15 protein-coding genes are annotated in these 24,227 nt (G+C 56.4%); 7 read left to right on the top strand and 8 right to left on the bottom strand.

Annotated features, from left to right (window positions below; translation table 11 throughout):
* Nucleotides 1-19: 19 nt before the first annotated feature.
* Together ACOZ4N_RS00440 and ACOZ4N_RS00435 are read right to left on the bottom strand one after the other, a co-directional pair.
* Nucleotides 20-868 (bottom strand): MBL fold metallo-hydrolase RNA specificity domain-containing protein, encoded by an 849-nt coding sequence (locus ACOZ4N_RS00440; protein ID WP_424016266.1) that lies wholly within the window; start codon nt 866-868, stop codon nt 20-22.
* A gap of 212 nt (nt 869-1,080) precedes the next feature.
* Nucleotides 1,081-2,763 carry an ATP-dependent DNA ligase gene (locus ACOZ4N_RS00435; protein WP_424016265.1) on the bottom strand — a complete coding sequence of 561 codons (1,683 nt, stop codon included), beginning with the start codon at nt 2,761-2,763 and terminating at the stop codon, nt 1,081-1,083.
* A 1,177-nt stretch (nt 2,764-3,940) separates the two neighbouring features.
* Here ACOZ4N_RS00435 and ACOZ4N_RS00430 point away from each other — a divergent pair.
* Together ACOZ4N_RS00430 and ACOZ4N_RS00425 are read left to right on the top strand one after the other, a co-directional pair.
* Nucleotides 3,941-5,215, top strand: a complete 1,275-nt coding sequence (locus tag ACOZ4N_RS00430) for an orc1/cdc6 family replication initiation protein (RefSeq protein ID WP_424016270.1) — start codon at nt 3,941-3,943, stop codon at nt 5,213-5,215.
* Nucleotides 5,216-5,669: 454 nt separating this feature from the next.
* A complete protein-coding gene (locus ACOZ4N_RS00425) occupies nt 5,670-6,059 on the top strand; it encodes a hypothetical protein (RefSeq protein ID WP_424016264.1) in 390 nt (129 codons plus the stop codon).
* A gap of 121 nt (nt 6,060-6,180) precedes the next feature.
* Here ACOZ4N_RS00425 and surE read toward each other — a convergent pair whose 3' ends face one another.
* Nucleotides 6,181-7,020, bottom strand: a complete 840-nt coding sequence (gene surE / locus ACOZ4N_RS00420) for a 5'/3'-nucleotidase SurE (protein ID WP_424016263.1) — start codon at nt 7,018-7,020, stop codon at nt 6,181-6,183.
* Between the two features lie 595 nt (nt 7,021-7,615).
* Here surE and ACOZ4N_RS00415 point away from each other — a divergent pair.
* From ACOZ4N_RS00415 to ACOZ4N_RS00405, 3 genes are all read left to right on the top strand, one after another.
* Nucleotides 7,616-8,047 carry an Hsp20/alpha crystallin family protein gene (locus tag ACOZ4N_RS00415; protein WP_424016262.1) on the top strand — a complete coding sequence of 144 codons (432 nt, stop codon included), beginning with the start codon at nt 7,616-7,618 and terminating at the stop codon, nt 8,045-8,047.
* Nucleotides 8,048-8,355: 308 nt separating this feature from the next.
* A complete protein-coding gene (locus ACOZ4N_RS00410) occupies nt 8,356-9,027 on the top strand; it encodes a helix-turn-helix domain-containing protein (protein WP_424016261.1) in 672 nt (223 codons plus the stop codon).
* Nucleotides 9,024-9,719, top strand: coding sequence for a nucleotidyltransferase domain-containing protein (locus ACOZ4N_RS00405; RefSeq protein WP_424016260.1), 696 nt, complete (start codon nt 9,024-9,026; stop codon nt 9,717-9,719). The genes ACOZ4N_RS00410 and ACOZ4N_RS00405 overlap by 4 nt, the downstream gene beginning before the upstream one ends.
* A gap of 4 nt (nt 9,720-9,723) precedes the next feature.
* Here the strand turns inward: ACOZ4N_RS00405 and ACOZ4N_RS00400 are convergent, their stop codons facing one another.
* From ACOZ4N_RS00400 to ACOZ4N_RS00385, 4 genes are all read right to left on the bottom strand, one after another.
* Nucleotides 9,724-12,633, bottom strand: coding sequence for a UvrD-helicase domain-containing protein (locus ACOZ4N_RS00400; protein ID WP_424016259.1), 2,910 nt, complete (start codon nt 12,631-12,633; stop codon nt 9,724-9,726).
* A complete protein-coding gene (locus ACOZ4N_RS00395) occupies nt 12,630-15,209 on the bottom strand; it encodes a PD-(D/E)XK nuclease family protein (protein WP_424016258.1) in 2,580 nt (859 codons plus the stop codon). The genes ACOZ4N_RS00400 and ACOZ4N_RS00395 overlap by 4 nt, the downstream gene beginning before the upstream one ends.
* A gap of 395 nt (nt 15,210-15,604) precedes the next feature.
* Nucleotides 15,605-16,360 (bottom strand): hypothetical protein, encoded by a 756-nt coding sequence (locus ACOZ4N_RS00390; RefSeq protein ID WP_424016257.1) that lies wholly within the window; start codon nt 16,358-16,360, stop codon nt 15,605-15,607.
* Entirely contained in the window at nt 16,360-17,238 is an 879-nt protein-coding gene (locus ACOZ4N_RS00385) for a hypothetical protein (protein ID WP_424016256.1), read from the bottom strand. The genes ACOZ4N_RS00390 and ACOZ4N_RS00385 overlap by 1 nt, the downstream gene beginning before the upstream one ends.
* Nucleotides 17,239-17,449: 211 nt before the next feature.
* On the opposite strand from ACOZ4N_RS00385, the gene ACOZ4N_RS00380 reads away from it, so the two are divergent.
* The gene (locus ACOZ4N_RS00380) at nt 17,450-18,769 is read left to right on the top strand and encodes a hypothetical protein (RefSeq protein WP_424016255.1); all 1,320 of its coding nucleotides are present in this window, start codon (nt 17,450-17,452) and stop codon (nt 18,767-18,769) included.
* Complete coding sequence (locus ACOZ4N_RS00375; protein WP_424016254.1) at nt 18,762-20,186, top strand: argonaute/piwi family protein; 1,425 nt, start codon at nt 18,762-18,764, stop codon at nt 20,184-20,186. The genes ACOZ4N_RS00380 and ACOZ4N_RS00375 overlap by 8 nt, the downstream gene beginning before the upstream one ends.
* Before the next feature lie 76 nt (nt 20,187-20,262).
* On the opposite strand, the gene ACOZ4N_RS00370 is transcribed toward ACOZ4N_RS00375, so the two are convergent.
* Nucleotides 20,263-24,210 carry a helicase-related protein gene (locus tag ACOZ4N_RS00370; RefSeq protein ID WP_424016253.1) on the bottom strand — a complete coding sequence of 1,316 codons (3,948 nt, stop codon included), beginning with the start codon at nt 24,208-24,210 and terminating at the stop codon, nt 20,263-20,265.
* Nucleotides 24,211-24,227 lie beyond the last annotated feature (17 nt).

Here is a 24,227-nt window from a genome sequence, read left to right as displayed (position 1 = left end):
CTACGACGAGAACGTCGGCTCAGAAGTCTCCCAATGTCGTCTGGTTTCGCTGCAACGACTGCGCTCGATATGGAGTTTCCCGGGTGAGATAGGACGCGAATTCGTCGACGGCGCCGTGCTGGACGTAGACCTGCTCGGGATCGACACCGCGAACGAGGTCGAGCAGTTCTTCGTGGTCGCAGTGATCGGAGAGGACGAACGTTTCGTCGTAGTCGCCCCTGAATTTGAAGCTGCTATCGATCGCCCAGCCCGAGAACCCGGCCTTGATAGCGTCGCTCGATTCCCGCAACTGGTCGACGAACGAGAGGGAGTTCGTCTGCCCGGGCAATACGAGGACATCACCCGCTGACAGGTCGGTCGATTGGTCGTACAGTTGTGCCCCGAAATCAACGTCGAGATGGGCTTCGACAACAGAATTGATCTCCGCGATGGCATCGGTGACCAGCAGTCGTGATCTCCCCGCACGCTGTGCGAGGCCCTGTATTTCCTGGGCCCGCCCCAACGTATATCCCATGCAGATCACCGGCTGGTCAGCTGTATCCTCGAACCAGTCGACGATTTCAGCTTCGAGTTCGGCTTGTGGCGGAAAGACATACTCCGGCGTGCCGTAGGTCGCCTCGACCACGAGAATGTCAGCGTCGACCGGTTCGAAGCCGTCGAGGTAGAATCGATCTCGGGTGGACACGTCACCGGTGTACAGGATGCGGACGGTCTCGTCGTGTTCGGTGTCCTTGGCAGTGATCAGCGTCGCTCGGGACCCAGGCACGTGTCCCGCATCGAGCAACTCGATATCCGGATGGGTGCTTGGGGTAGGTGCGTCGTCACGACGGACGCCCGCGAGGGCCGCGGTTAATTTCGAACAGACCATCGAATCGGGCGCTTCCGAATAGAGTGGTCGCCGTGGGCGTGGCTACAGACTGCGATATCACCGTCTGGCCGTGATGCATCGGCCTGGACCACCCGGCCATCGGGCAACTCAACCTCGATACCGTCGGTGTGCCGAACGGTCGTCACTGCACCATCGTAGGGGTGGCGACAGCAAAACGATTCTGCCGCCCGAAGAGCATCGTGTGGGAAGATTCACTGGTCTTCGTATAAGCTCTCGACACGGTCGATCGAGTCAACATCTGTCGGCGAAAGATCATCGCGCACGTCGAGAAATCGGGGGAATCGGAGTGCGTAGCCGGAACCGTATTCGGGGGACTGCTGGATCTCTTCGTACTCGACTTCCAGGACGACCTCGGGTCGGAGGTTGACCATTCGACCATCTTCTGAGACGATCAGGTCCGTCAGTTCGTCGGTGAGTGTGGCCAGTTCCTCGTCGGTGTACCCAGTCGAGAGGCGACCGATTTCGACGAACTCGTCGTCATCGTCCCGGCAACCGAGGAAGAGTCGGCCAAGATAGTCGCTCCGACGCCCCTCGCTCCATTGGGCCCGGGTGACGACGAGATCGAGTGGCTCCATCACTGGCTTCACCTTCATCATGTAGCCCACCCGCTCGCCGGGTTGATACGTCGCGTCGAGGTTCTTCAGCATCACTCCCTCGTGTCCGGCCGCGAGCGCATCCTGATAGAAGTCGTCCGCTGCCCCCTCCGTCTCGAACTCCTGGTAGGCAGCGCGTTCGATCTTACCCTCGCTGGGCTCGAACGCACTGTCGAGTTGAGCGAGCCGATCTTGGAGCGAGGTCTCGAACAGCGAGTCGCCGTCGAGACTGAGGATGTCGAACAGATAGAGTGTAACCGGAATTCGTTCGACCATTTCCGCGATGTCGTATTTGCGTTTGATGCGCCGCGAGAACTCCTGGAATGGGATCGGATCGCCAGTCTCCGGGTCGTATCCGACGAGTTCACCGTCGAGAAGACACCGATCCGCCGTGACGTGCTCGGAGACTGCCTCGACCACATCCGGGAACTGTGTCGTGACGTCTTCGAGTCGGCGGGTGTACACACGAATGTCGTCGCCGTCGACGTGGATCTGGACGCGAGCCCCGTCGTACTTGTACTCCATGTGTGCGTCGTCGGGTTCGTCGGCAACGTCATCGATACCGGCGGCGAGTCCCTCGGCCTTCTTCGCGAGCATCATCTGGACCGGCCTGAACAACTCAACGTCGAGATCAGCGAGACCGTCGCGACCATCGTCCCGGGCGGTCCTCGCGACGAGTCCATAATCGTTCGTCACCTGATGGGCGCGTTCGACCGCCTCACTGGCCGCATCGCTCCCGTCGAGGAACGCTGCGGCAATGGCGTCACGCATCGTGCCATCACCGACGCCGAGTCGCATATGTCCCAGCGCCGTGCGCACCACGTATCTGGCCTCGTCCGGGTCGGCGTCGGCGATTAGCCCGGCGACTTCACTGACCCGACGGTCTTGGCTCCCCTCGCCATCGAAGTCGGCGAGATCTCGAAGTGTCTCGTAGACTCGTTCGAGTGTCAGCGGCTCACTGAACAACGATTGCTGAGTCTCGTGTTCGACTGCCCAGGCGGCGGCATCCCCGAGGTCGCCCCTCTCACTCCAGACCGTTTCGATTCGATCAGTCCCGACTCCCGTTGCCGTGTCGATGGCCTCCACCGTTAAGCTCGAAGAGACGCCGAGTTCGGCCGTCTCCCATGGTTCGAACACCTTCCCACGAACCATTGCGACGACCAGCGGTAACGTGTCCGAATTCGTTTCGGTCAGCCAGTCTGCCAGGATCTGGACCTGCTCCAGATCCGCGTCGGTTGCCGCTAACCGGTCACAGACCGTTGCGAACTCGGCGTATTCCATCAGAATCTACTATGGATTCGAGGTGGTTAACTTCCAGTCTCGATTCATCAGCTCGCAACCTCGAAAACGATCACACTCGAAAGAGTGCCTTCCATGCAGGTTCCGAGGCTGTGGGTTTTTGAGAGTTACCCCACATATTGGACCGTATCTGAATACGTGGGGTAACGCTTGAATCGGGATGGTTCGAGGGAGCTGAGTTCACCCTCCAAACCAGACACACCTCTATCGATGTGTATTCTTTCTGCGCATCGGCAGTGCTCGAGAGAGGTCAATGGAGAGGAACTCAAGGACTTCTTGGATTGCCTCGATGGTTGATTGTCGATTAGAGACGAGGAGAGATACACCGACACCCCTCTATCGATGTGTTCCGCAATGAAGGGGCGGGGGGCTGAACGGTCGCGGGATGAGTTACATGAGAGAAGAACTGACGAGAAAACCAGGAAGAAGACATCAACGGGGAGATTCTGCACCTACACAACAGTCGGAAACTCACCATTGATAGATCTCGCTTCTATTACCGAGCTTCAGCGCGAAGTGAACACATCGAACACTTCGATAAAGGGGTGTGTGTGTGTCTAGTTACTAGTTAGCTAGAAGAAGAAAGAGAGAAAGGGAAAAGGCAGCAATAATAACCGCTTCATTCAGTAGAACGCTCTATCTCGAATTTCTGTACTGCCCAGAACCGTAACTTAGCGGGCTCTTAATGACGGTTCTCTGAGTCTCAACCCAATTCCCGACTGCGCTCTCACCCCCCACCCTCTCGATCTCTCGAACACATCGATAGAGGGGTGTGGGAGTCCAGGGTCTTTCCCTGAGTGCCGAGGATCACTTCGTCGGCCCCTCAAGAGATATTTTGTATCGAAAGAAGAGACCTGCTCAATTCGAGAGTGCTAGTTCCACTATCGGCTAATCACACTTCGATAGAGGTGGAGCAACACTTTTCATCGTTGCCTGAATGGGTGCTGACATGGATACTGACGGCTCCGAGAAGGTTGATGACGATTCGGAGTCCGAAGAGCGGTCGCAATCAGTCGAATCCGATCCCCCGTCGGAAATCGCAGATGGGGACTTCGGGACGGATCAGTCAGTCCCGCCGGTCGAAGGGGAACCGTCGAATCCGACTGAATCGGATCTGGATCAAGTCCCCAGCGACAACGAGTCGGAGTCAATCGAAGAAATGCTGTTGGAGTTCGACGAACAGGAAGGGCTGATCCGGGACCGGTCCTTGCTCGATCCGAACTACGTCGTTGAGGAGAATCGAATCGTCGGTCGGGACACCCAACTCCAGGAAGTCACGAAGATGTTACGCGTCGCGCTCGGCGACAACCGACCGCCGAACCTCTTTCTCTACGGCCCGTCGGGGACGGGCAAATCCCTGATCACGAAAGCGGTCTGTAAAAACATCAGCAACATCTGTGAGCAAAGGGATATCAGGTTCGGGACCGTCGAGGTGAACTGCCAGGACCTCGATACCCTCGGTATCGCCGTCTACGAACTGGCCGAGCGAGCCGCTGACGAAGCTGGTGTCTCCGTCGAGGTACCCAAACACGGGGTCGCGACCAAAGAAAAGTGGGACGAACTGTACCGTATCGTTAGCGAGAACTTCGACTCCGTGGTGTTCGTCCTTGACGAGCTGGACATGCTCGTGGGTCGCCGAGACAAACAGGACCCAGCGTTCTCACGACTGCTCTACCAACTCTCGCGGTCGGGAGCTATCGACGACCTCTCTGCCCACATCTCGGTCGTTGCGATCTCCAATGACACGAAGATGATGGAGGCGGTGGGGAGCCGGGCCCTGAGTTCGTTCACTCCGGAAGACGTCCACTTCGATGATTACGACGCGAACCAGCTCAAGGCGATCCTCCGGCGTCGCCAGGACGCGTTCTACGACGATGTCCTCAGTGATGACGTCATCCCGCTGGCGGCGGCATTCGCGGCACAGACACACGGGGACGCACGGAAGGCAATCGATCTCATGCGGGTGGCCGGTGAACTCGCCGAGCGCGAGGGGGATTCCGAAGTCCGAGAAGAACACGTCCGGAACGCACAGGAGAAAGTCGAGAAAAATCGCGTCCTCGAAGTCATCCGTGGGATCAGCACACAAAAGAAGCTCTGTTTGTATGCGACTGCGACCGTCGCGAACGAGACAGAAGACGGCAGTGCGCGCAGTACGACCGGCTATCGAGTCTACCAGTTCCTCACCGACGCAATCGGGGCCGACCAGTACCACCAGGAGACCTACGTTAACAAGATGAAAGAGCTGACGACCTACTCACTGGTCGACTTCGAGCGCCGCAGCCACGGCCCCAGTTCAGGGATGTTCCTCGAATTCCAGTTCGCCGAACGGCCCGATACCATCCTCGATACGCTCCGGGAAGACTCCCGTATCGACATGGTCTCCCCGGAAGAAGTCCAGACGGTCGTCAAGGCACAACTCCGCAACCAATCCTGAGTTCTCAGGTGCCGACCCCTTCTCAGATTCGACCGCTGTTTTGGGCAGCCCCGATTCGGCGGTACACACCCCTCTATCGATGTGTACACCACGAATGCTGGCAATTCCCACAATTCGTTCGAATGAAACAATCCGCCGAACGACGACTCAATTGAGTTACCATGATTGACGAAATATCGGACACCCCTCTATCGATGTGTAATATCAAGAAATAGCCCTTCTAACTGGTAGTATCTCTACTTCGAACACTGAAGTCGCTGTGTGATTTCCCTGTCGACAGACCTCTCTCGACGGTGAAGCGATCTCGTAATTCTCGGCAGATCAACGCTAAAACCACGTGACGGGACACACCTCTATCGATGTGTTTCAAGCGCTCTGGGGCCGATGGCAACAACTGGCCTCAAAATCACTTGTTACCCCACAGATTGAACTCATCTCGTCACGTGGGGTAACTATGGCTGACGACCCACAGCCCAGGCCTTCACCGCCGGACCTGCCGACCTATCTCCTGGACCCACTTGAGAACCAATCACCGGACCGGCTGGAAGCGGTCGCGACGTACGCGAACGAACTCGCAGCGTGGAAGCGCAACCAACGGCAGTCCGAACTGGAGACACGGCGGTCGGACGAGGAGATCGACGAGGAAGAGCGGGAACAGCTGGAGGAGCGCGGTCTCTCGACGGACCCAGCCGACTACGAGGACGTGCCGAGCAGCGGCGCCTACATCACGATCAAAACGACCAAACAGACGGCTGAAACCGAGTATCGCTACTACTACTGGCAGTGGCGTGAGGGCGATTCCTGGAAAAACGAGTACATCGGCCCAGTGAACCCGAAAGAGTGAGCCAGAGGCCGAAATGTCCCCAAATCCGCAGGAACGTTGGCTCTTCTCCATTCGCTGTCACCACAGAACACGCGGGACAGACCGCAAATCACACACAGGACCGATCGATCGGGGACATATACTAATCCGCTACACCATCGAAGCAGTCGTCGAGTCTGTCGATGATTCCATCATCGATTCCGCTCTGTGGCAGGGTGAGCGGTGAGATACTCACCCGCTGATCCAGCACCGCCCGTCGGTCACTACCGTCCTCGTCCGGGATGTCCCCCTGTGCCATCTCGGCCCACAGCGGGTTGTGGATACTGAAGCGACCGTCCGCGAGGTCGGCGTGCATATCGTACTGTGCTGTCGGATGTGTGATCGCGACCCCTTCGATGGACCGATCCGGTCGGGGGACATTGACATTGATGTAGTCGACGGCGTCGAACACATCCGCAGTGAGTGCCCTGTCGACGACGTTGCGTCCGATCACGGACGCTCGTTCGAAATCGGCCGGTTCGAGCGCTGACCGATCCAGTCCGAGGACGTCCATCGACACGGCGATGCCGGGGACGCCGAGCGATGCCGCCTCGGTGGCGGCGCTGGCGGTTCCAGACCGAGGCAAGACGTGCATCCCGAGATTTGCTCCTGCATTGCACCCAGCGACGACTACGTCGGGCTCAAACGTATCGACACCGAGGATCACGCAGTCACAGGGTGTCCCATGGATCGCGTAGCCGAGTTCGTGTGTCTCGTGGGGGATCGTCACGGTGAATGGATCGTCCGAACCCTCACCGAGGCCGACTGCACCGTCGTTGGACCCGTCGGGTCCCATTCGTCCGTAGGAGAGCCCGCGACCGACAGCGCTCTGGTTCTGGGCGGGGGCCACGACGGTCACATCGCCGATCGCTTCGAGCGCCGCCGCCAGCGCTCGCAGGCCCGGCGCGTCGATCCCGTCGTCGTTCGTGAGGAGGATTTCCATCACTTTTACTGTGGTTTGCGCGGCTTTTTACTCGTCGAAGCGAACTTGTGATCTCGGGTCAGGAGTCAAGTGTCACACGCTCCACCGTCACGGATCGGTTGCCGAAGACGGACCTGGCGAGCCCCGCACACAGACTCGAAAACGACTCCGTGGACTCAAAGCCAATCTCGGGGCCCCATCACAATCACCTTTTTCGGTCGTCTGACAGGGGTACTCAGTCGAATAATGTTCTGAGAGCGACGCCTGACGTTCCTCAACCTCCCTTGGCCCAATCGAATCTTGGGGGATACCCCGTAGTAGTCTGGAATCGCATCGTTCAGACCTGATCACTCGAACATAGGGTTCGAATTCGAGTAGTAGCTCATACTGCGGATGATGTAAATACTATAGCTATACTTTATAGCTATACAACAGAGTTATCCCTTTCTCAGTAACAGAACATCGACATCGTCGTGTACGACTGTTGATTGCGTACACCGAGCTGAGGAAACCCATGGGTCCCTAGGCGAATTGGGGAAGGCCGGAAACTTAGAAAACAAAGATAGCGGTGTATATCGATGGTCAGGTTTCAGTCAGATGTGATCAATGAAAATCCATGCAGAATCCAGTCTACGCATCGGTCACATTCGTCCTGCACCGAAGTCTTATCCGCGTGACGGCCCTCTATATAGTGATGAGACGGAATCCGGACGACGACGATAATCCGTTCGGCGATCTCTTTGGCGAGATCAACGACATGATGTCTGGGATGGCTGACGAAGAGACGGAGCCGGTCGATGTTCACAAGTACGACGATGAACTCCGTGTCGTCGCAGATATCCCCGATGCGAGCCAGGAAGAGATTGATATCCAATGCGACGGGCGGAACCTGGTGATCCGTGTCGCACGCGACCCGCACCCGGTCGTCAAGCGTGTCGACTTGCCAGCGTATGTCGACGATCAGTCCGCAAAGATGAGCTTCAATAACGGCATCCTCGAAGTCACACTCGACCGGACAAACGATCCTGCGAATATCGGGTTCCAGTAAAGCGGAATCGGGAAAACACTCAATTTTTTGATCTTTGACCACAGAGGTATTGAAGAGTGTCTGTGCTCGCCGAGGCCGTCGGCGGGGTGAGCCAGAACTGTTTGCATATCTGGTCGCAGACAAGCGTGAATGTGGGGGCGAGTTTCTGTCAGGGGGCCTCAATACTCCAGGAATAATTCTGATCGTGGAAATCAGCCTCTTTCCAGACTGTGTACTGAAACAAACAATATCTGTATAAAGATAACTGAATCTCCGTTTTCCAGGGACAAGACTCATACTTTTGGGTGTGTTACCGATAATTAGCGATGATGGAGTTCGTCGACGAGACTGCGGCGAAAATCATGTTAGCGGTTCGGCCGGGAGATTCGATCCGGCGGATCGCACAGAAAATCGACGGCTCCTACTCGTGGGTCTATGACTGGATCGACCGGTTGGAGAATGCGGGCTTCATTCGACGCGATGACGGCGTCTATATCGAAGACTACGACGTCAGGGGCTGTTACTACGACATGGCCGCAGCCATCTGCCGAGCAGTTCCACCCTCGATCGAGGACGGCTACGTCGTTCCACACTTCGCTGGTATGCCGTTTGCATACACGAAAATTGACGGCGTCTACGTCTGGACGCATGGCGGCTATCAGATTGCCCGTGGCCACGACGACTATCCGATCTTCATGCAGGTCGCTGACCAGGACATCGAACGGTGGACCGCCTTTTTTGATGAATTCGGTATTCCAAACCAGGTCGAAGACCGACTCGACGCGACCGACTACGAGGGGTCAGTCTCGTATGTGTTGTTCCCGACAAGCGAGAATATCACTCCCGAGTGGGTCGATGGCAATCCTGTCGTCCCATTGGACGAGACAATCGACCACATGATGGAGTATCGGGTGAACTACGAACCGGCGTTGGAGATGATCGCAGACGAGTACGACCGTGATATCGACGCGTCTCACGAGGACCCACGCCTGAAAACATGAGCCTTGGCGAGCGCGAAGACGAGCTGTTAGATACATTGGAGGCAGTTATCGATGCCGAGCTACCGTACGTACTTGTCGGGGGCTGGGCGATTGCGGCGTTCAACCAGCGGTTCACGACTGACGTCGATGTCGTTATCCCGGCACAGGCGGTCGACGATTACACTTCGCTGCTCGCTGAGCGTGGCTACGAGAAAACGGCCGACGTTGAACGGAACGATCTCTACGAGGGCCGCACCGTCCGGTACGAAAAGGACATCGGGAATCCGGTACAATTCGACGCGATGGTCGACGCGCTTGGTTGTCGGCAGACCGAGGCTGAGTGGTCCTACCGCTACTTGGCCGAGAACGCCGTGACGAGGAAACTTCGCACCGGTCGGCCGATCACAGCACAGATACCCGAACGGGAGCTGCTATTTGCAGTAAAACTCCACAGCGGGCGCAAGGCGGACTCACGCGATCTCGTGGTACTCGCTACTGACGCGGACTTCGACCGTATCGCGACTCACCTCCATCGTGGGAACCTTGAGAAACTCGCTGACCGTATCGATACCGTCCTCGACCGACTCACGTCGGATGGGTTCGAAGACGCGTTCAAGGGTGTCTTCGAACAGGAAGCCGTTCCAGAGGGAGATATCGAGGCAGTTGTGGAGTTCTTGCGTGACCAGCGGCGTCGTATCGATTCTGAGCAATAAGCCATCAGACGCCCATCTCTCGAACGATAGCACGCAATTCTTCGACCGACAAAGGTTCGATAGCCGCCCGCTCTCCGTCACTGGTATAGAAGATCGCGGTCTCCACACGCCTGTCATCGAACCACTCAGAGAGCACGTGGTAATAGACACTCAGCTGTTTGCGATACTCCGGCTGTGCGTGGCGGGTCCGATCCGTCTTGTAGTCGATGATCTCTACGGTATCGGCCGTGACGTGGACAAGATCGGCAATCCCAGAGATCGTCACCCGCTCGCCGTCAACGTCGAGGGGTAAGACGACGGGCTCCTCGACGTGGAGTTCGCCACTGAGGCCGTCGAGCAAATCGACAATCCGCCGCTCGTGTTCGTTCGAGGGTGAGACATCCTCACCGAGTGCGTATGCCTCGGCGAAGTCATGCACTCGTGATCCAAAGTCAATTCCACGAGTCGGCTCGTCGGGGTCAACGCTCGCTTCGCGGGATTCCCCAGCCTCCTCGAACACTGAATCGTCCATCAGCGAGTGTGGCGTGTGACCGATCGGGCCATCGGGTGTCCGGACGGCAAACGGCAGTTCGGCTTGCGCCGTGGCCTCCCGATCAACGGTCTCGACTGCGGGTTCGATGGGGTCGAGCGCAACCGGGAGTTCCTCGAGGAAGGTGTTGGGGTCATCGCCACCGACGAAGAATGCGTGGTTCTCAGCGCGTGTGATCGCCACGTAGAGGAGGCGGCGCTCTTCGTCGTACTCCCGTGGCAGACACTTCCGGAGCACGTCGTAGCGCCAGTTGTGATACACATGTGGATGCGCGTGGTCGTCGATCTCGGCGTAGAGTTTGCGCTGCCGGAGGCCGACGGGATCCTGATAGCTGATGGTGGGACTGTTTCCGGATGATGGTGGGAACCGGCCGTCGTTCATGTTCGCCAGGATCACGATGGGGTACTCCAGCCCCTTCGCAGCGTGGATGGTCTGCACAGTGACAGAGTCCTCACCAGCGCTGGTATGGATCTCGTGGGTGGCACCCGCTTCAATCCCACGCTCGATGAACTGGATGAGTTCGCCACGTGTGAGTGTCGTCGAATCGTGAATTCCCTGGATCGTATGAAGAATCACATCGGCGTAGTCCCCATCACAGCCATAGCGGTCGAAGACACGCCGGGCGATGGCACCGACGGCCGCCATCGAATCCAGATCGTCCCGGAATGTCCACATATTCTCGGGATAGTCGCCCGTCTCAAGGATGTGGTCGACTTCGTCCAGCGTATAGCCAGCCTGTTCGAGGACGACTGACCAACCACGGTCGGCGTCCGAATCGAGAATCCGAAGCCAGGCCAGCAGGAGTTTCGCCGGGTCCGTTCGGAATAATTCCACCCCGCCATCGTAGGCGATCGGGAAGTCATACTCCGCAGCGATGTCCATGAGTTCCCGGCCGAAATCCCGCGTCCGTGTGAACACGGCGATATCCTCGTACCGTGGCGGGCGTCGGCCACCGTCATCGTCCCGGACGGCATAGTCGTCGTTGCCGACGATGTCCTGCACAAGCGAGAGCACTGCCTCGTGGTCGTCCTCGTGCTGGTAGCCAGCCAGTCTCGTGTTATCGAACGGGGCGTTCGAATTCAGGCTGACAACATCGTCGAGGGTACTTGCATCGACGTCTTCCGAACTCGTCGCCGGCGTCACGAGCGCCTCTTCGGAGATGTCGATCAGTGTCTGAGTCGAGCGGTAGTTTTCCTCCAGGGGAATCCGATCGATCGCATCCATATCGAAGTCAACGCGGTCAGCATCACTGTTGAGGTCAGCCGCGAAGCTCGCCAATCGATCTCGGAACTCGATGATGTTGTCCACGTCGGCGTACTGGAACGAGTAGATACTCTGCTTCCAGTCACCGACGACACAGAGATTGTCGGTGCCGGCGAGCAACAGCGCAAGTTTGAACTGGATCTCGCTGGTGTCCTGGAACTCATCGACCATCACATACTCGAAGCGGGCCTTTTCACGTAGCTGGGGGTTCTCACAGAGACAGACGAAGGCAAACAACTGGAGGAACCCGAAATTCAGATAGTTTCGCTGGAGGGCGAACGCCAGATACTCGAAGTACACGTCGTGGACGAATGCCTTGAGGTCGGTGCGGTCTTCCTCGAACACGTCACGGGCGACCGAGTCATCGAGCTGTTTTGTCCCGCGACTCCCCCGGAGATCCGACTTCGAGGGCGCGTCTGGCAGGTAGGTCTTGTTTCGGCCAAAGCTGCTGAGGCCGTCACGGAGCTGGGATTGCTTACTGCCGCCGTTCCGGGGCTGGTTCACCGCGTCGAACCGCTCTTTGAAGACTCCAAAGTCCCCGTCGAGAATGGCCTCACCGTCGCGATACCAACCCTCTGCAGTGGGAAAGACGCCTTTCGCGGCGAGTTCACCGATTAGCTCCAATAGTTCTGTTGGTGCCAAGAGCGCTCGATAAAAGTCGGCGTATTCGGGATGGGCGTCCCGGAACTGATCGAAGAATTCTCTGAAGAGTTTGGTCTCGACCAGTTCGTCCTCGATGACCTGCGTCGAGCCCGTGATCCGACCATCGAGGCCCAGATGGGACGGGGCGGCGTGGCCGTGTTCGCGCAGGATATCGTGGCAATGGGAATGGAAGGTCTGGATCGGGGCATCGGCCAACTGGCGCATACTGTAGTCGGCGTGATCGACGATGCGCTCTTTCATTTCGGTGGCAGCGCTTCGCGTGAACGTGACGAGGAGCACGTCCTCGGGGTCGACGGCCGGTTGGTCGATGATATTCGCATACCGGCGGGTCACGGCGAAGGTCTTCCCAGTCCCGGGACCGGCGTCGACGAGATAGATCCCCTCCGTACTCTCGATGAGCTGGCGCTGGCGGTCGTTCGGGGTCAGTTCTTGGGCTTCGTCACTGGGCTGCTGGCTCATCGGTCCCCCTCCAGCAGCAGATCACGGTTATCGACCCGTCGATAGTTGGGCTCGCCGCCCGGCCCCTCGATGGGGAATCGGTCGTCGCCAGCGCGTCGCTGGTTCAATTCCGCAAGACGGTCGTCGATGAAGGCTTCGAAAGCATCCAGATCCTCGCGGAAGAAGGTTCGCTGGCGGATCCCGTTGAGCTTCCGGATCGCCTGATCACAGCCTTTCTCGTGGTCGATGTCCTCGGCAACGACAGCGCCGACGGCAGTCGAAAACTCCGTGGCAAAGGTCGAGGCCCGGAGCTCGTCTTTCTCGGTCGTGTCTGGGAAAGAAAGTTGGGCCATGATGTCGCTGTAGGCCGAATAGCCTACATCCTCGAAGGTGGCCGTACAGTCGTTGTAGTGATCGACGAGTTCGTCGTAGGCCTCTCGTGAGCCAACGTATTCGTCGAAGGTGAACGGATAATACGAGATGGTCGTCAGCGTGTCTTCGATGTCGGCGTCGCCGGTGATGATATCGTCCAGCGTCTCCAGGAAATGGAAGAAGGTGAACTCCAGGGGCTCGTCGGGTTGACGTGTCCGGTAGTGACTCAGGTAGAGCGCTGCCTGGAAGTTCGGTGTGTCCCCCGGTGGATCGATGGCGGCATTCTTGACGACCGAGTAGGCGGATTTCTGCCGGCCACTCTTGTAATCGAGCAGTTGGTCGGGGGCCTGGACAAGGTCGATTTTGCCCTTGATCCCGAGGGCGCTGTTTTCGAACCAGCGTTCCGTGAGCGGCGACTCGACGGGTTCGTGGAAATACTCGGCGAAGAAATTCGTCCCCCACCCAGAGGCCGGCGTGAGAAAGTCATCGCTTGTCGGCCCGTACTCATCGAGATACTCGATTATCGTCTCGAGGCCAATGCGGTATTTGCGGCGGGTCAGGGGTTCGTCTGTGCCGGCCACAAACGGGGCTGCTTCCTCAAGCATTACATCGACGAGGGTGGAGAGGTCTGTGTCCTCGATGATCGCTGGGTGAGTGACGTAGAACTCGGCAAAGTCGTGGAACAGGTTGCCCTCGACGAATCGTTCCTGGTCGGGTATATCGAGCAAGCGGCTGAAAAAGTAGTCCCGTGGGCTATTGACGTAGGTGTTGAGACTCGACTGGCTGATCGTCTCGACGGATTCGGTCTCGACATCGTAGTCGGTTTTTTCGAAGCCGGGGCTCGTGGTGGCAGTCGGGCGTGTATGTGTGACTGCATCGAGATCGCTGAAGCGGTCGAAGCCCTCGTCCAGGAGGTCCCCGAAGTACAGACACGGGGTGACGGGCTGGCCACCGCTGGTATCCTGAACAAGGTAGTACTGCTCAGCGCCGCTCTGCAGGAGGAGCTGGAACTGTCGAAGGTAGCGGTCGAACTGGGCATCGGTGTCGACCCAGGGGCGCTGTGGGGCCGAATGCGTCCAGTCCTGATCGAGGCCGAGATAGAACACGACTGGTCGGTCGACATAGCCCGAGGACTTGGCGTCGGCCAGCAGGACGCCCTCGTTCTCACGGTCCACTGGGACCTCGTAGGTCTGGAGGTAATAGGCCAGGTCGTCGACGGCGTCGCTCGTGATCGAGTGGTCCGCAAGACCGATGGTCTGTAACTCTTCGTCGAAGCGGGTGAGTTCGATCCCAGTCTGGTGTTCGTAGTCCGCGAGTGCCTCGGCAAACGTCTGGGTGTGGATACTGGCGGTGAAGTCCTGAATCCACGCAACGGTTGGGTGGTCGAGTGTATCGAGTCGTTTCTGCGTGTGGTCGATGGGGATGTCCTGGCCCATCTGGGTGAGGACGGGGCGAACATCGCCGACAGTCGTTGCAGAGCCACGGAACGCCGTTCGTAAGAGCTGGACGAACGCGCGGTGGTGTGGATCGTCGATGAAGCCGGGGCCACCGTAGAATGGGATATCGGCCGCCTCGAAGGCAGACTCGACAAGGGAGGAGTAGTGGCTTCCGCTATCGAGGACGACAGCTACGTTGTCGGCGTTCTCGGCGGTGATGGTATCCAGCAACGCGTCGACGATCTCGGTCGGAGAGTCGAAGATGTGGAAGGCCGGTGGGTCGAAAGCGTCGTTGGTGAACAGGTCGATCTGGTCGTACTCTGCGGGGAGGATACTCCGTTCGAGGGTAGTCAGCTGATCGTAGCCGACGACGGCGATGTCATCGGCTTCGATCGTGTACTCGGTGAGTTGCTGTGAGGTCGTCTGGAGGGACGACATGACCTCGACCACTTCCTGGGTGGCCTCGTCGACGTAGGCGTCGTAGTCGAGCAGGGCGTCGATAGTACCCTGATGCTCCCAGCACTGGAGGACGTTCCCGATGGCGTACGCGATGGCCTGCCAATTGTACTCGGTCTGGTCGACGACTTCGAGAAAGGCCAGGCGGTCTTCAGCCTGTTCTCGGCGGCCGGCAGCGAGTCGGCGTGGTGGGATGGCGAAGGTGCCGAAGTGGGGGTGGTCGATGCGGCGATTGATCGCACTCGCAAGCGGGGCGTCCGGGACAATAACGCGGTCGTAGGCTGCGATGTCAGCATAGAGTTGCTCGGGCGGCTTCGCACGCTGAATAGGCACGCTCTGATGCCCTGCTGGGAATCTGATAAAGATTGGTATCGAAACTACAAGTGAGCGTTTTTACCCATGAACCCAGAGAATGACGCGATCTTCCCTGTCGGCGACTCCTCGGTGTGCGATAGTAGATACACTTCTTGTGGCCACACTACCGAATATATGTTACATCCCCTTTCTGCGGAAGCGCAGGAAGCACTTCCTTTCTGAGATATTCGGAATTTGCTGGGTTGGAGTGTATCACAGAATCCATCTCATCGTCTCTCTCAGCTCGGGCCGTTTCCTCGTCCGTAGTTGCTGGTTACAATAACGAGCCGTAGGCAGAGTGGAATGTGGCTGGACACACCTAACCCAGAAGTTATCGAACTACGAAATAACAGACAAACCCCTCTCAGTAGCTTCTAATCGGTAGATTGAGGGCCGGGTTTTTTCGCGAATTCATCTTTTAAATATACAACAGACAGGCTTGTGATAGCATCGATCTCTTCTCTATTCGAGTACATATCACTCTTGTCGCCGGATACGATCTTGTTGATGATGCGGCGATTCTTGAGATCCATCGCGTCACAGAGGACATGAGCATCAGCACAGTACTCTTTTTGCCTACCTTCGATGAGATGAGTTAATTGGTCGACCTGGCTACTGTAGTCACTTCCAGATCGGCGGGGACGGACCTTCAAGCGTTTTCTGAGTTCGTCTTTTCGATCAAGAGAGGTAGTGTTGATCCGGTTGATGAGCTTGTTTAACGCCTCTTCAACATCGGTGAGAGTGCAGTCCTGCGCCAGTTCTTTCTCGAAGTAGTTCTCTACCTTGTGCTCGATCTGCTCCTCGACATCAAATTCGTCTATAAAGACCTCTGAAACGGTTTCAGGATCAAGTTCTGTTTTGTCTTTGGACTCCAGCTCCAAGACGGTGAGACGCTTGTACTTCCGAAGATTCCGTTTGACAGTTCCGACTACACCATCTTCCTTTGACCAGTCCAGTGGTACTCCATTTCGAGGGCCGGGGTGCCTCTTGACGCAGTACTCATACTTGGTGGTCTCACCTGTGTACAGGGTGTTGTTGGTGGACATCAGACGCTGGGTGTGATCCTGCCACCTGTTGTGTAGAAAGGTGTATCCGACCAGGACGTTCGTGTCCAGGAAGTAGCTGCTCATTATGCCCGCCTGCTCTCTATAAAGTCCAGCTCGGAGGCAACGACAGAGTCAGCTGCCGCAACCAGATGATTGCTCTCCTCTTCGATATAGAGATGCTCTCTTTCTTTCTGCCGTAGCTCGTTTCTGAAGTATTGTTGCCTCTTTCGTAGATCTCCGATTCCCAGTTCCCGTTTAATCGTTTGAACGTTTGGGCCGGTATCGATGCCTACTGCCAATTCGAGACTGAAGATAGACCAGAACAGCTCAACGAGGTCCTCTATCTCACCTACTGTCGTAGATTGGTCTGTAAGCCGATTGCTGAGAAGGTCGTACCAGAGGAAAAGATCGTTTTCGTATTCAGGAAACTCGTGCTCCGGGAAAGAGTCAATGAACTCGTTGATATACCGGCGTACTTCGTCCCGTTCGAAGTCAGTCTCCTCCTCATCTTCTGTGTAGAGTTGCCATTGGACGAAGTCATCCAGCTGCCGGTATTTTCGCTGGGCTTCGTATGGTGCATCTTCCTCGTACATCCTATCTGTGAGGCCTTCTGTGTCGATATCGTCGTATTCTTCGAGGACTTGCTGGGTCGCGGTCCGGATGATATCTTCCTGCTCATCTGAAAGCGTCAGATCATCCGTTCGACGGGAGCAGAGAACTTCAGATTCATCTCCAGAATATTGGATCGTGACGGGGCTGTCTTCCGTCACGGTCATCGTGCCGAACTTATACCAGAAGTAGGGTAAATCGAAGTCTCCGCCCAGTTCCTGAATCCGTTTTTCGATGAAGTAAGTGGTTTTGTGGAACGTCTTCGCGTGCATCGTACTGGACCGGCCAAATTCATCAAAAAGGATGGCGGCGACGTCTCCTAACTCGATTTCCCCGCCGCGGCGCTGACTCATTGATAAAGAGTCTTGGCGCAAATTACTTGTAATTTGAGGAAATTGCGCTGCGGACAGCTAACGACACCCAAACGAACTTAGCAGAGAAACTCCTCGTGGTAGAATATATCAAATGTTTCGTAACCATCAGGGTGGCCGTGAAGCCAGTCATCATCACGGTGAGCTCTACAAGGACAGGGTCCGAAGGTATTGGAAGGCCCGTGGATACGATTTGATAGCAGACTCTAAGGACGATAACATCACTCCTGACCTAATTTTCCGGCAGGCCCATGAACACGGTAACATCGACATCTGGATTGAATCCAAGGACACCTCATTGTCACGGACCGACTCTGACTTCATCCGGGAGTTCGTGACATTCATCGTCGAGTTTCAGGAGCGGAGTGAGCGGAACCCGTTTGACCTGCATATCTTTGCCCGAGAGCTCGAAGCTGTACGCAAATGGGAGAAGATTTTCAAAGTCTCTAAGCAGGAAGAAGAGTGGGTTAGGAAGTTCTACAAGCGTATTAGAGATGTGGGCGAGATTAGTGATGTAGAACGAGAAAAATTCCTGAGCTACTCATTTGAGGACTTCAGGAACTTCGTGACGGAGACAACGACTATCCATCAGATGTCTCCGGGCAAGCTCGAACAGGCAACCGAAGATCTGGAGAAGAGTGACCGCTACGACCGAGACACATTCACCGAGGAAAGAGAGCCGATCAATAAAAGGGAAGAGTTAGAGCCGAACTTCGCTGGGATCACTGACCCGCCTGAACACATCTATATCGGGAACGTTGACGTAGCGAATTTCCACAACGGAGTTAGGCAGCGAATGGATGACACCGACCCATTCCGTTTTAAATCGAATAAAGTGTTCAGTCTCCGGCCACCAGAGAACTTCCCACATTACATCGAGACCGTAACTGAGATGGACACTATCTCCCCACAACCCTTCGATGAGTGGGCAGCGCAGGACGACGTCACAAATCTTGCGTCATCCCTTCTACTGAAACAGGTCTGCCGACAGATGGTTGAGAACTACGAGTTCGACGACTGTGTTGCATTCAAATACCTCGGAGACTATTTCCTGATGTTCGAACACGACACCCTGGAGATCGAGCGAGCGACAGTCAAAGATCGGCAAGTCTCACGAGTGTTCGATGAAGGAAGTTCGAGATTCGTCTACCACAGGACAGCAAAGCTTGATATCCAACGTTTCAACGACGACTACTTCCTGACGGTCTTAGTGAAAGACCACTTCACAGAGAACGGAGACCTCTACACATTAATTCGAGGGGATAACAAAAAGCGGCTTCATGAGCATTTCAACCAGAACCGGTACAACAACAGCCAGACCTACAGCCGTTACAGGCATTGGAGGGACATCTTAGGTATCCACAACAGGTCTGTGGATAAGGAGGGCCAGGAAATCGGGTTCCGACAGGTGACCGAGGTCTCGATAGGAAAGAGGCCGGCGGAAAGCAAGAAACAGATCGACACACGGGACACCGATACTGTTCAGCGCAAATTGGGTGAGAACTTTGACTGAGTTCTATGCAAAATGGCTCGGTGAGCCTTCTCTGAAATTCGGTACTGGAGAGGCTAAGGATCCCCGTGCAGGCCTATTGCAGCACGGACCTTGGAGTCCAGGTGATGGAGGCAGTCACACTGATATTTACGTGGGTTTTCTTGGTACGAGCCAGTCTATCAGTGCTGTCAAGAGTCTATTTAAAGAGATGGAGACAGCTATTCCACGGAAGGATGACGAGCCTCAACGGAATAAACCGCCGTTCCCTGGTCTCGGAGAAGATTCTCCCTTCAAGGCCAGTTTCGTGATGCTTGATCGGTGGAAGTGGGAGATCCCGCAGGTAGATGTCAATCTTATTGCCGATGAGCCTACCACGGATGATAGCGTTCGGATGCTGCTGGACTTGATGGAGAAATACATTAAGAACCTTGCTGAGGATGATCCTCCGCCGAATGTGATCGTCATCTCCCTCCCTCCGGGGATCGTGGATGCCTGCACTCACCCGGATAAGAGCCGTCCGAAAATGAAGGCGGGGGATACTGATTTCCACGACCGTATCAAGACGTTCGGTTTAGAGTACGATGTCCCCACTCAGCTGATTCGGCCCAGTTCATTGCGGTTTGGAAAGAACGAAGACGGTCAGGAAAAGGCGCAAGTGGCATGGAACTTGGCCGTAGCGATGCTGTATAAGTCCAAGGAGGGACATCCCTGGAAGTTAGGACACTTAGAGAATGATACCTGCTACGCGGGGATTTCATTTTACAGGGAACGTCACGGTGATCAAAGCCGGACACACGCTTCGCTGGCTCAGGTCTTTCTCGGGACCGGTGAGAGCTTTGTCCTTCGAGGTGATCCTGCGGTCAAGGATGATTCCTCAGGGAATAACCACCTGACCAAGGACAGTGCTAAGGATATTGTGGACCAGATTCTGGAGCAGTACAAGTTCAAACGGCGAGGAGCTCAGCCAAGCCGGTTTGTTCTCCACAAGACATCTCGGTTCGAGCCTGAGGAGCGTGAAGGATTCAAAGAAGCTGCTGGAGATATCGATAAACTGGACTTCGTAACAATTCGTGAAGGAGATCCCATTCGGTTGTACGCTTCCGGCAACTACCCCCCTCTTCGAGGTACAGTATTAACTCCCCAAGGAGAGGACAAACACTTCCTGTACACACAAGGATACACACCAGCAGTCCAGACCTATCCAGGCCCACGAATTCCGACCCCGATAACTGTCGAACCCGACCCTGATGTGTGCCACACTTCTTACGAAGATCTATGTAGAGAGATCCTCTCATTCACGAAGCTGGACTGGAATACCTCTGACTTTGCGAAGAAAAAGCCAGTGACAATCAAGGTCGCTAGGGCTGTTGGCGCAATCCTAGCGGAGGCAGAGAAGCGCAGCATCAAGGTGAAACCACAATATTACTACTATATGTGATGGACTTCGAGGTGTAGTCGTCCCATTTGTCTTCTTAAGTGAAGCTGGGTAAGACCAGTAGTCACCAACTTCTCGATTACGGTGAATTTCTTGACCTCTCTCGGTTATCGAGAAATTGATTGCACCACGTCGGAAGGGAATTCATCGGTCCATTTTCAGTCACTGTCCCATCGCCTGCAATCCGGGTAAATACGCCGTCCCGCCCCCACGCACAAACTACTGGCTCCTGGTCTTGATCGGGTCGAGTTACGATTCGCTGTCGGAGTCGTGACGGCTCCTCACTCACATCCTGCAGTACTGTGAGGAGCTGTCCTAGAAGTGGATGACCCGGTGCAAGATGCTGAACCGATGGGAACTCGTCAGCACACACAGCCGAGAACGTCACCGCGACTTCATCATCAGCAGTCGCAATAGCCTGTGCAATCGTCTGTTCCCCATCCCCAGCTGGGACCTCAATGGGTGCGTCACTTACCGAGAGGCAATACGTACTGTCCGCAAAGTCGAAGTCCCCGTCATCGTATTCGAAGTCAATCTCGTGAACTGGGGTGAATTCGACACCGGCCTCGGCAAGAGCGTCGTTATCGACCAACACTGACTGGAGGCTCGGTGTCTCGAACGGAGGTTGATACTCGTATTCCTCCTCGCCGACATCGACGAGATCCGGGTGACTGTAGGACTGCCACGCATCAAGTTTTGCTTCATCGACGACGTCCTGAGCGACGAGATCGTCGACGTCCTCGAGTGACTCACCGACATCGACGCGGTCGCCCTGATCACGTTCTTCGAGTTCTTCAGAGAACTCGCGGTCAGCTGACTCGACCGCAGTCTGGTCGTCAGCGCTGTCCGCGTTCAATGTCGCATCTCGAATCTGTTGGCTGACGCCGGAGAGTATGGGTTGCATCTCACCGACGACGTTTTCGAAGAGGCCAATCCGGTCGTCAAGGCGATCGTAGATGTCCGTCTCAACCGTATCCTCGTAGCTGTAGTTGAGAATACGAATCTCGTCGAATCGTTGGCCAATGCGGTCGATCCGACCAATACGCTGTTCAACCCTCATCGGGTTCCACGGCAGGTCATAGTTGATGAGTGCCCCACACTCCTGGAGGTTTAGCCCCTCACTCGCGGAGTCGGTACAGACGAGGATATCGACCTGCCCATCATCACGTGAGAATTCACGCTTCACGCGCTCTTTACCGACATGCTCCCAGGTTTCAGAATCGGGATCATACAGCTCGCCGCCACGACCTGAGTAGGTCGCAATAGTCGCTCCGAGAAGGTCAGCGAGACTGTCACGGATGAAGTCCATTGTGTCCGCGTACTGCGTGAAGACAATCACCCGGTTGTGACCAGCCCGATCCAGTTCGTCGAGGTCGTTGTACAGCTGCTGAATCTTCGGGTCTGTATCAACCAAGTCTAAGTCGTTGACGAACGCTTCCAAGGCCTCGATTTCTTCCTCGATAAGCTGTTTCCCCTCTTCAGTCACGCTCGGGATAAGTTCAGAAAGGTCCAGATCGTCGCTACTAGCGTCGAGTTCATCCAGAACGTCCCCGTCGTCGAGGTCTGCGTTTTGTAGCGTTTCTAGGACGACCTGCTCCGCATCACCATAGTCCCGGTCACGAGCGCGCTCCCGACCGGCGAGCACGGTTCGTTGTGCCCGGAGTGTCTCAAGCCGGTGTTTCAGGCTCTGACTAATCGCATAGACACTTGACGTGAGTCGCTGTCGATACGTGGTCATCACGAACCCGATAGCGCGTGTTTGGGCTTCATCGGTCTGCTGGGCTCGCTTGTAGAACTCACGTGTGTACTCGTCGATTTGGTCGTAGACCGCCCGTGCCTCCTCAGTGAGTTCGATTTTCCGTTGTTCGGGATTCCGGTTCGGAACGGTCGTATCGAGGAGACCAACCGTCTCGTACTTCCGAAGCGTATCCCGTGTATTCCGATGGATGAGCGCGTCGACCGGTGTGGACTCCGCGAGAACATCGCGAATGACTCGCCAACCGCCCGGAGAGAGTTCGTCTAATGCGTCCTGTCGGTCGCTGCGGGACGCCATCAACCACTCGTCGGCGTCTTCAGGATAGAGGAGCCGTTTGAGTTTCGTATCCTCGCTCGCCTCGAAGTGGTCGATGTCATAATCTGCCATCGCGTCGTCGACATGGTCGAGATAGCCGTCGTAGGCGTCTCCATAGGCTCGTGCGAGCCGGCACGCGGTTAGTACACGCTCTTTGGCGATGGCACGGTCCTGTCCGTCCTCATTGATCTCGAGTTCGTCTGCAAGGTGCTGGAAGACTTTTGAGGAGAATGGTCGGTCCGTCGGGAGCCGATCTTGGTGTTCCAGTCCATCGAGCGTGGCTTGTGTATGCCGGGAAGCGTCCGCTTCATCGGATTCAGAACTGGAGTCATCAAGGATCTCGTCGAGTACCTGTGACAGCCCGTCTCGGGTTTCGAAGAACTCCATGAACGTATCCCGGTTATCCCATCCACCCGGAAGATCCAGCAACTGCATCAGGTCGTAGAGTTCTCCAGCGTGCAATTGCATCGGAGTGGCGGTCAGAAGGTAGTAGGCGTGCGTATAATCGCGAAGCTGTTCGAGTAGAGCGTAGAAATTACTGCCACGCCGAGCGTTGTGCGCCTCGTCAACGATGACGGCGTCCCACACGCCCATCCGGTCTTCCGTATCGTGGTCGCGTCCGCGACAGCTTGCCGGGATGCCGTTCCGAGACCGGTCGGATACCCGGTCTAAGGGAGCGACCTGATCCCACCGGTCTTCGAGACGAGCCGTGTGCCAGGACATAATGACGACCGTCGGCCCATCCAGCGGCGACGATACATCGGCATCAGTCGACTGCCGTTCGTAGAGGAACCGCCAGATGGGGCTGTCTGCCCACTCGCGCTCCCCAGTGAGGTCGAGGTCCGTTGCCGATGGTGGATAGTGGTCGCGACCGCGGACGTCCCGGAATACGTGATCGCCCGCTGTATCCCGGTCGAATCGGACGGCGTTGATGTTGAACTTCTCCCAGAGCTCTTCCTGCCACTGCCGCTGCAGACTCGCCGGAACCAGCAACAACCCGGTTTCCAGCTCGCCGGTGAGTCCGAGCCGGGAGAGTGTAAGGCCGGCCTCGATCGTCTTCCCGAGTCCCACCTCGTCACACAGCAAGAAGCTCTGTGGATACGTATTGACGAGTGTGTCCGAGACAACTCGTTGATGCGGCCACGGCGTGATCGTGCTCGCCTCCTCGGCCAGTGCGAGTCCACCGGGTGAGAGCGGACTATCCTGAATGATGTTCGCTTTGTCGCGCTCCGTCGGGGGAGCTGTACCGTTCGCGATCTGAATCGCTTCCTGGAGATCGCTCTCGGTGTCTGGGGCTTTCCAGTCGATGATGTCCTCTTCGATCGCCTCGGGGAGGTCATACACTTCGACGAAGGGGTGTTCATCACTCCACAGTCGCTCGAAGGTCTCCTCGTCGCCGGCGACGTAGTCCGCCTGCTCTGGGACCCACGAGCGGTGAACCTTGAAGCGCTCGTAGTTGCGAGCCCAGCCGCCGACCGTCTCGTTGACGCTGCCCTCGAACGAAATCGTGTTTCCGTCGCTATCGTGGAAGAGTCCAACTTTCGGATGGAAGATCTCCCAGTCGTGAGAGGGAGAGCGTGGATAGGCGACCTTGATGTGGATCCGGCCCTCGCGGAGGAGACGCGCGAGAATACGGAGGTTCGCATCCAGGCGTTCGTCATCGAGGTCCTCGAGGTTTTCCTCGAGACGGTCGGTGAGCGTCTCTAGAACCGGTCGATCTGATTCGTAGAGTTCGGTGCCGACGATGAGACGCATTTCACCATCGTTCTCGACGAGGGCGTGAATGCCGTTGGCAGCAGCCGCGAGTGCCGTACTGGAGAAGTAGCCCGCAATCCGGTCGTATTGTTGGCTGCGTTCCAGTGCGGGTTCGTAGAAGTCCTTTACGAGATGGGCGCGTCCCTGCTCGGGCTTGCTCTCGTAGATCGACTGCCACTCGCGGTCACGTAGATTAGTCATACTGGGGGAGATTCGAG

The organism is Halorientalis pallida, assembly GCF_049605515.1.
GTDB classification, from domain to species: domain Archaea; phylum Halobacteriota; class Halobacteria; order Halobacteriales; family Haloarculaceae; genus Halorientalis; species Halorientalis pallida_A.
This window is presented reverse-complemented; position numbering and strand designations above follow the sequence as displayed.

Excerpts from the sequence above, each read along its gene's own strand:
- ACOZ4N_RS00440 (WP_424016266.1), bottom strand. The coding sequence starts at position 868 with ATGGTCTGTTCGAAATTAACCGCGGCCCTCGCGGGCGTCCGTCGTGAC.
- ACOZ4N_RS00435 (WP_424016265.1), bottom strand. The coding sequence starts at position 2,763 with ATGGAATACGCCGAGTTCGCAACGGTCTGTGACCGGTTAGCGGCAACC.
- ACOZ4N_RS00430 (WP_424016270.1), top strand. The coding sequence starts at position 3,941 with ATGCTGTTGGAGTTCGACGAACAGGAAGGGCTGATCCGGGACCGGTCC.
- ACOZ4N_RS00425 (WP_424016264.1), top strand. The coding sequence starts at position 5,670 with ATGGCTGACGACCCACAGCCCAGGCCTTCACCGCCGGACCTGCCGACC.
- surE (WP_424016263.1), bottom strand. The coding sequence starts at position 7,020 with ATGGAAATCCTCCTCACGAACGACGACGGGATCGACGCGCCGGGCCTG.
- ACOZ4N_RS00415 (WP_424016262.1), top strand. The coding sequence starts at position 7,616 with ATGCAGAATCCAGTCTACGCATCGGTCACATTCGTCCTGCACCGAAGT.
- ACOZ4N_RS00410 (WP_424016261.1), top strand. The coding sequence starts at position 8,356 with ATGGAGTTCGTCGACGAGACTGCGGCGAAAATCATGTTAGCGGTTCGG.
- ACOZ4N_RS00405 (WP_424016260.1), top strand. The coding sequence starts at position 9,024 with ATGAGCCTTGGCGAGCGCGAAGACGAGCTGTTAGATACATTGGAGGCA.
- ACOZ4N_RS00400 (WP_424016259.1), bottom strand. The coding sequence starts at position 12,633 with ATGAGCCAGCAGCCCAGTGACGAAGCCCAAGAACTGACCCCGAACGAC.
- ACOZ4N_RS00390 (WP_424016257.1), bottom strand. The coding sequence starts at position 16,360 with ATGAGCAGCTACTTCCTGGACACGAACGTCCTGGTCGGATACACCTTT.
- ACOZ4N_RS00385 (WP_424016256.1), bottom strand. The coding sequence starts at position 17,238 with ATGAGTCAGCGCCGCGGCGGGGAAATCGAGTTAGGAGACGTCGCCGCC.
- ACOZ4N_RS00370 (WP_424016253.1), bottom strand. The coding sequence starts at position 24,210 with ATGACTAATCTACGTGACCGCGAGTGGCAGTCGATCTACGAGAGCAAG.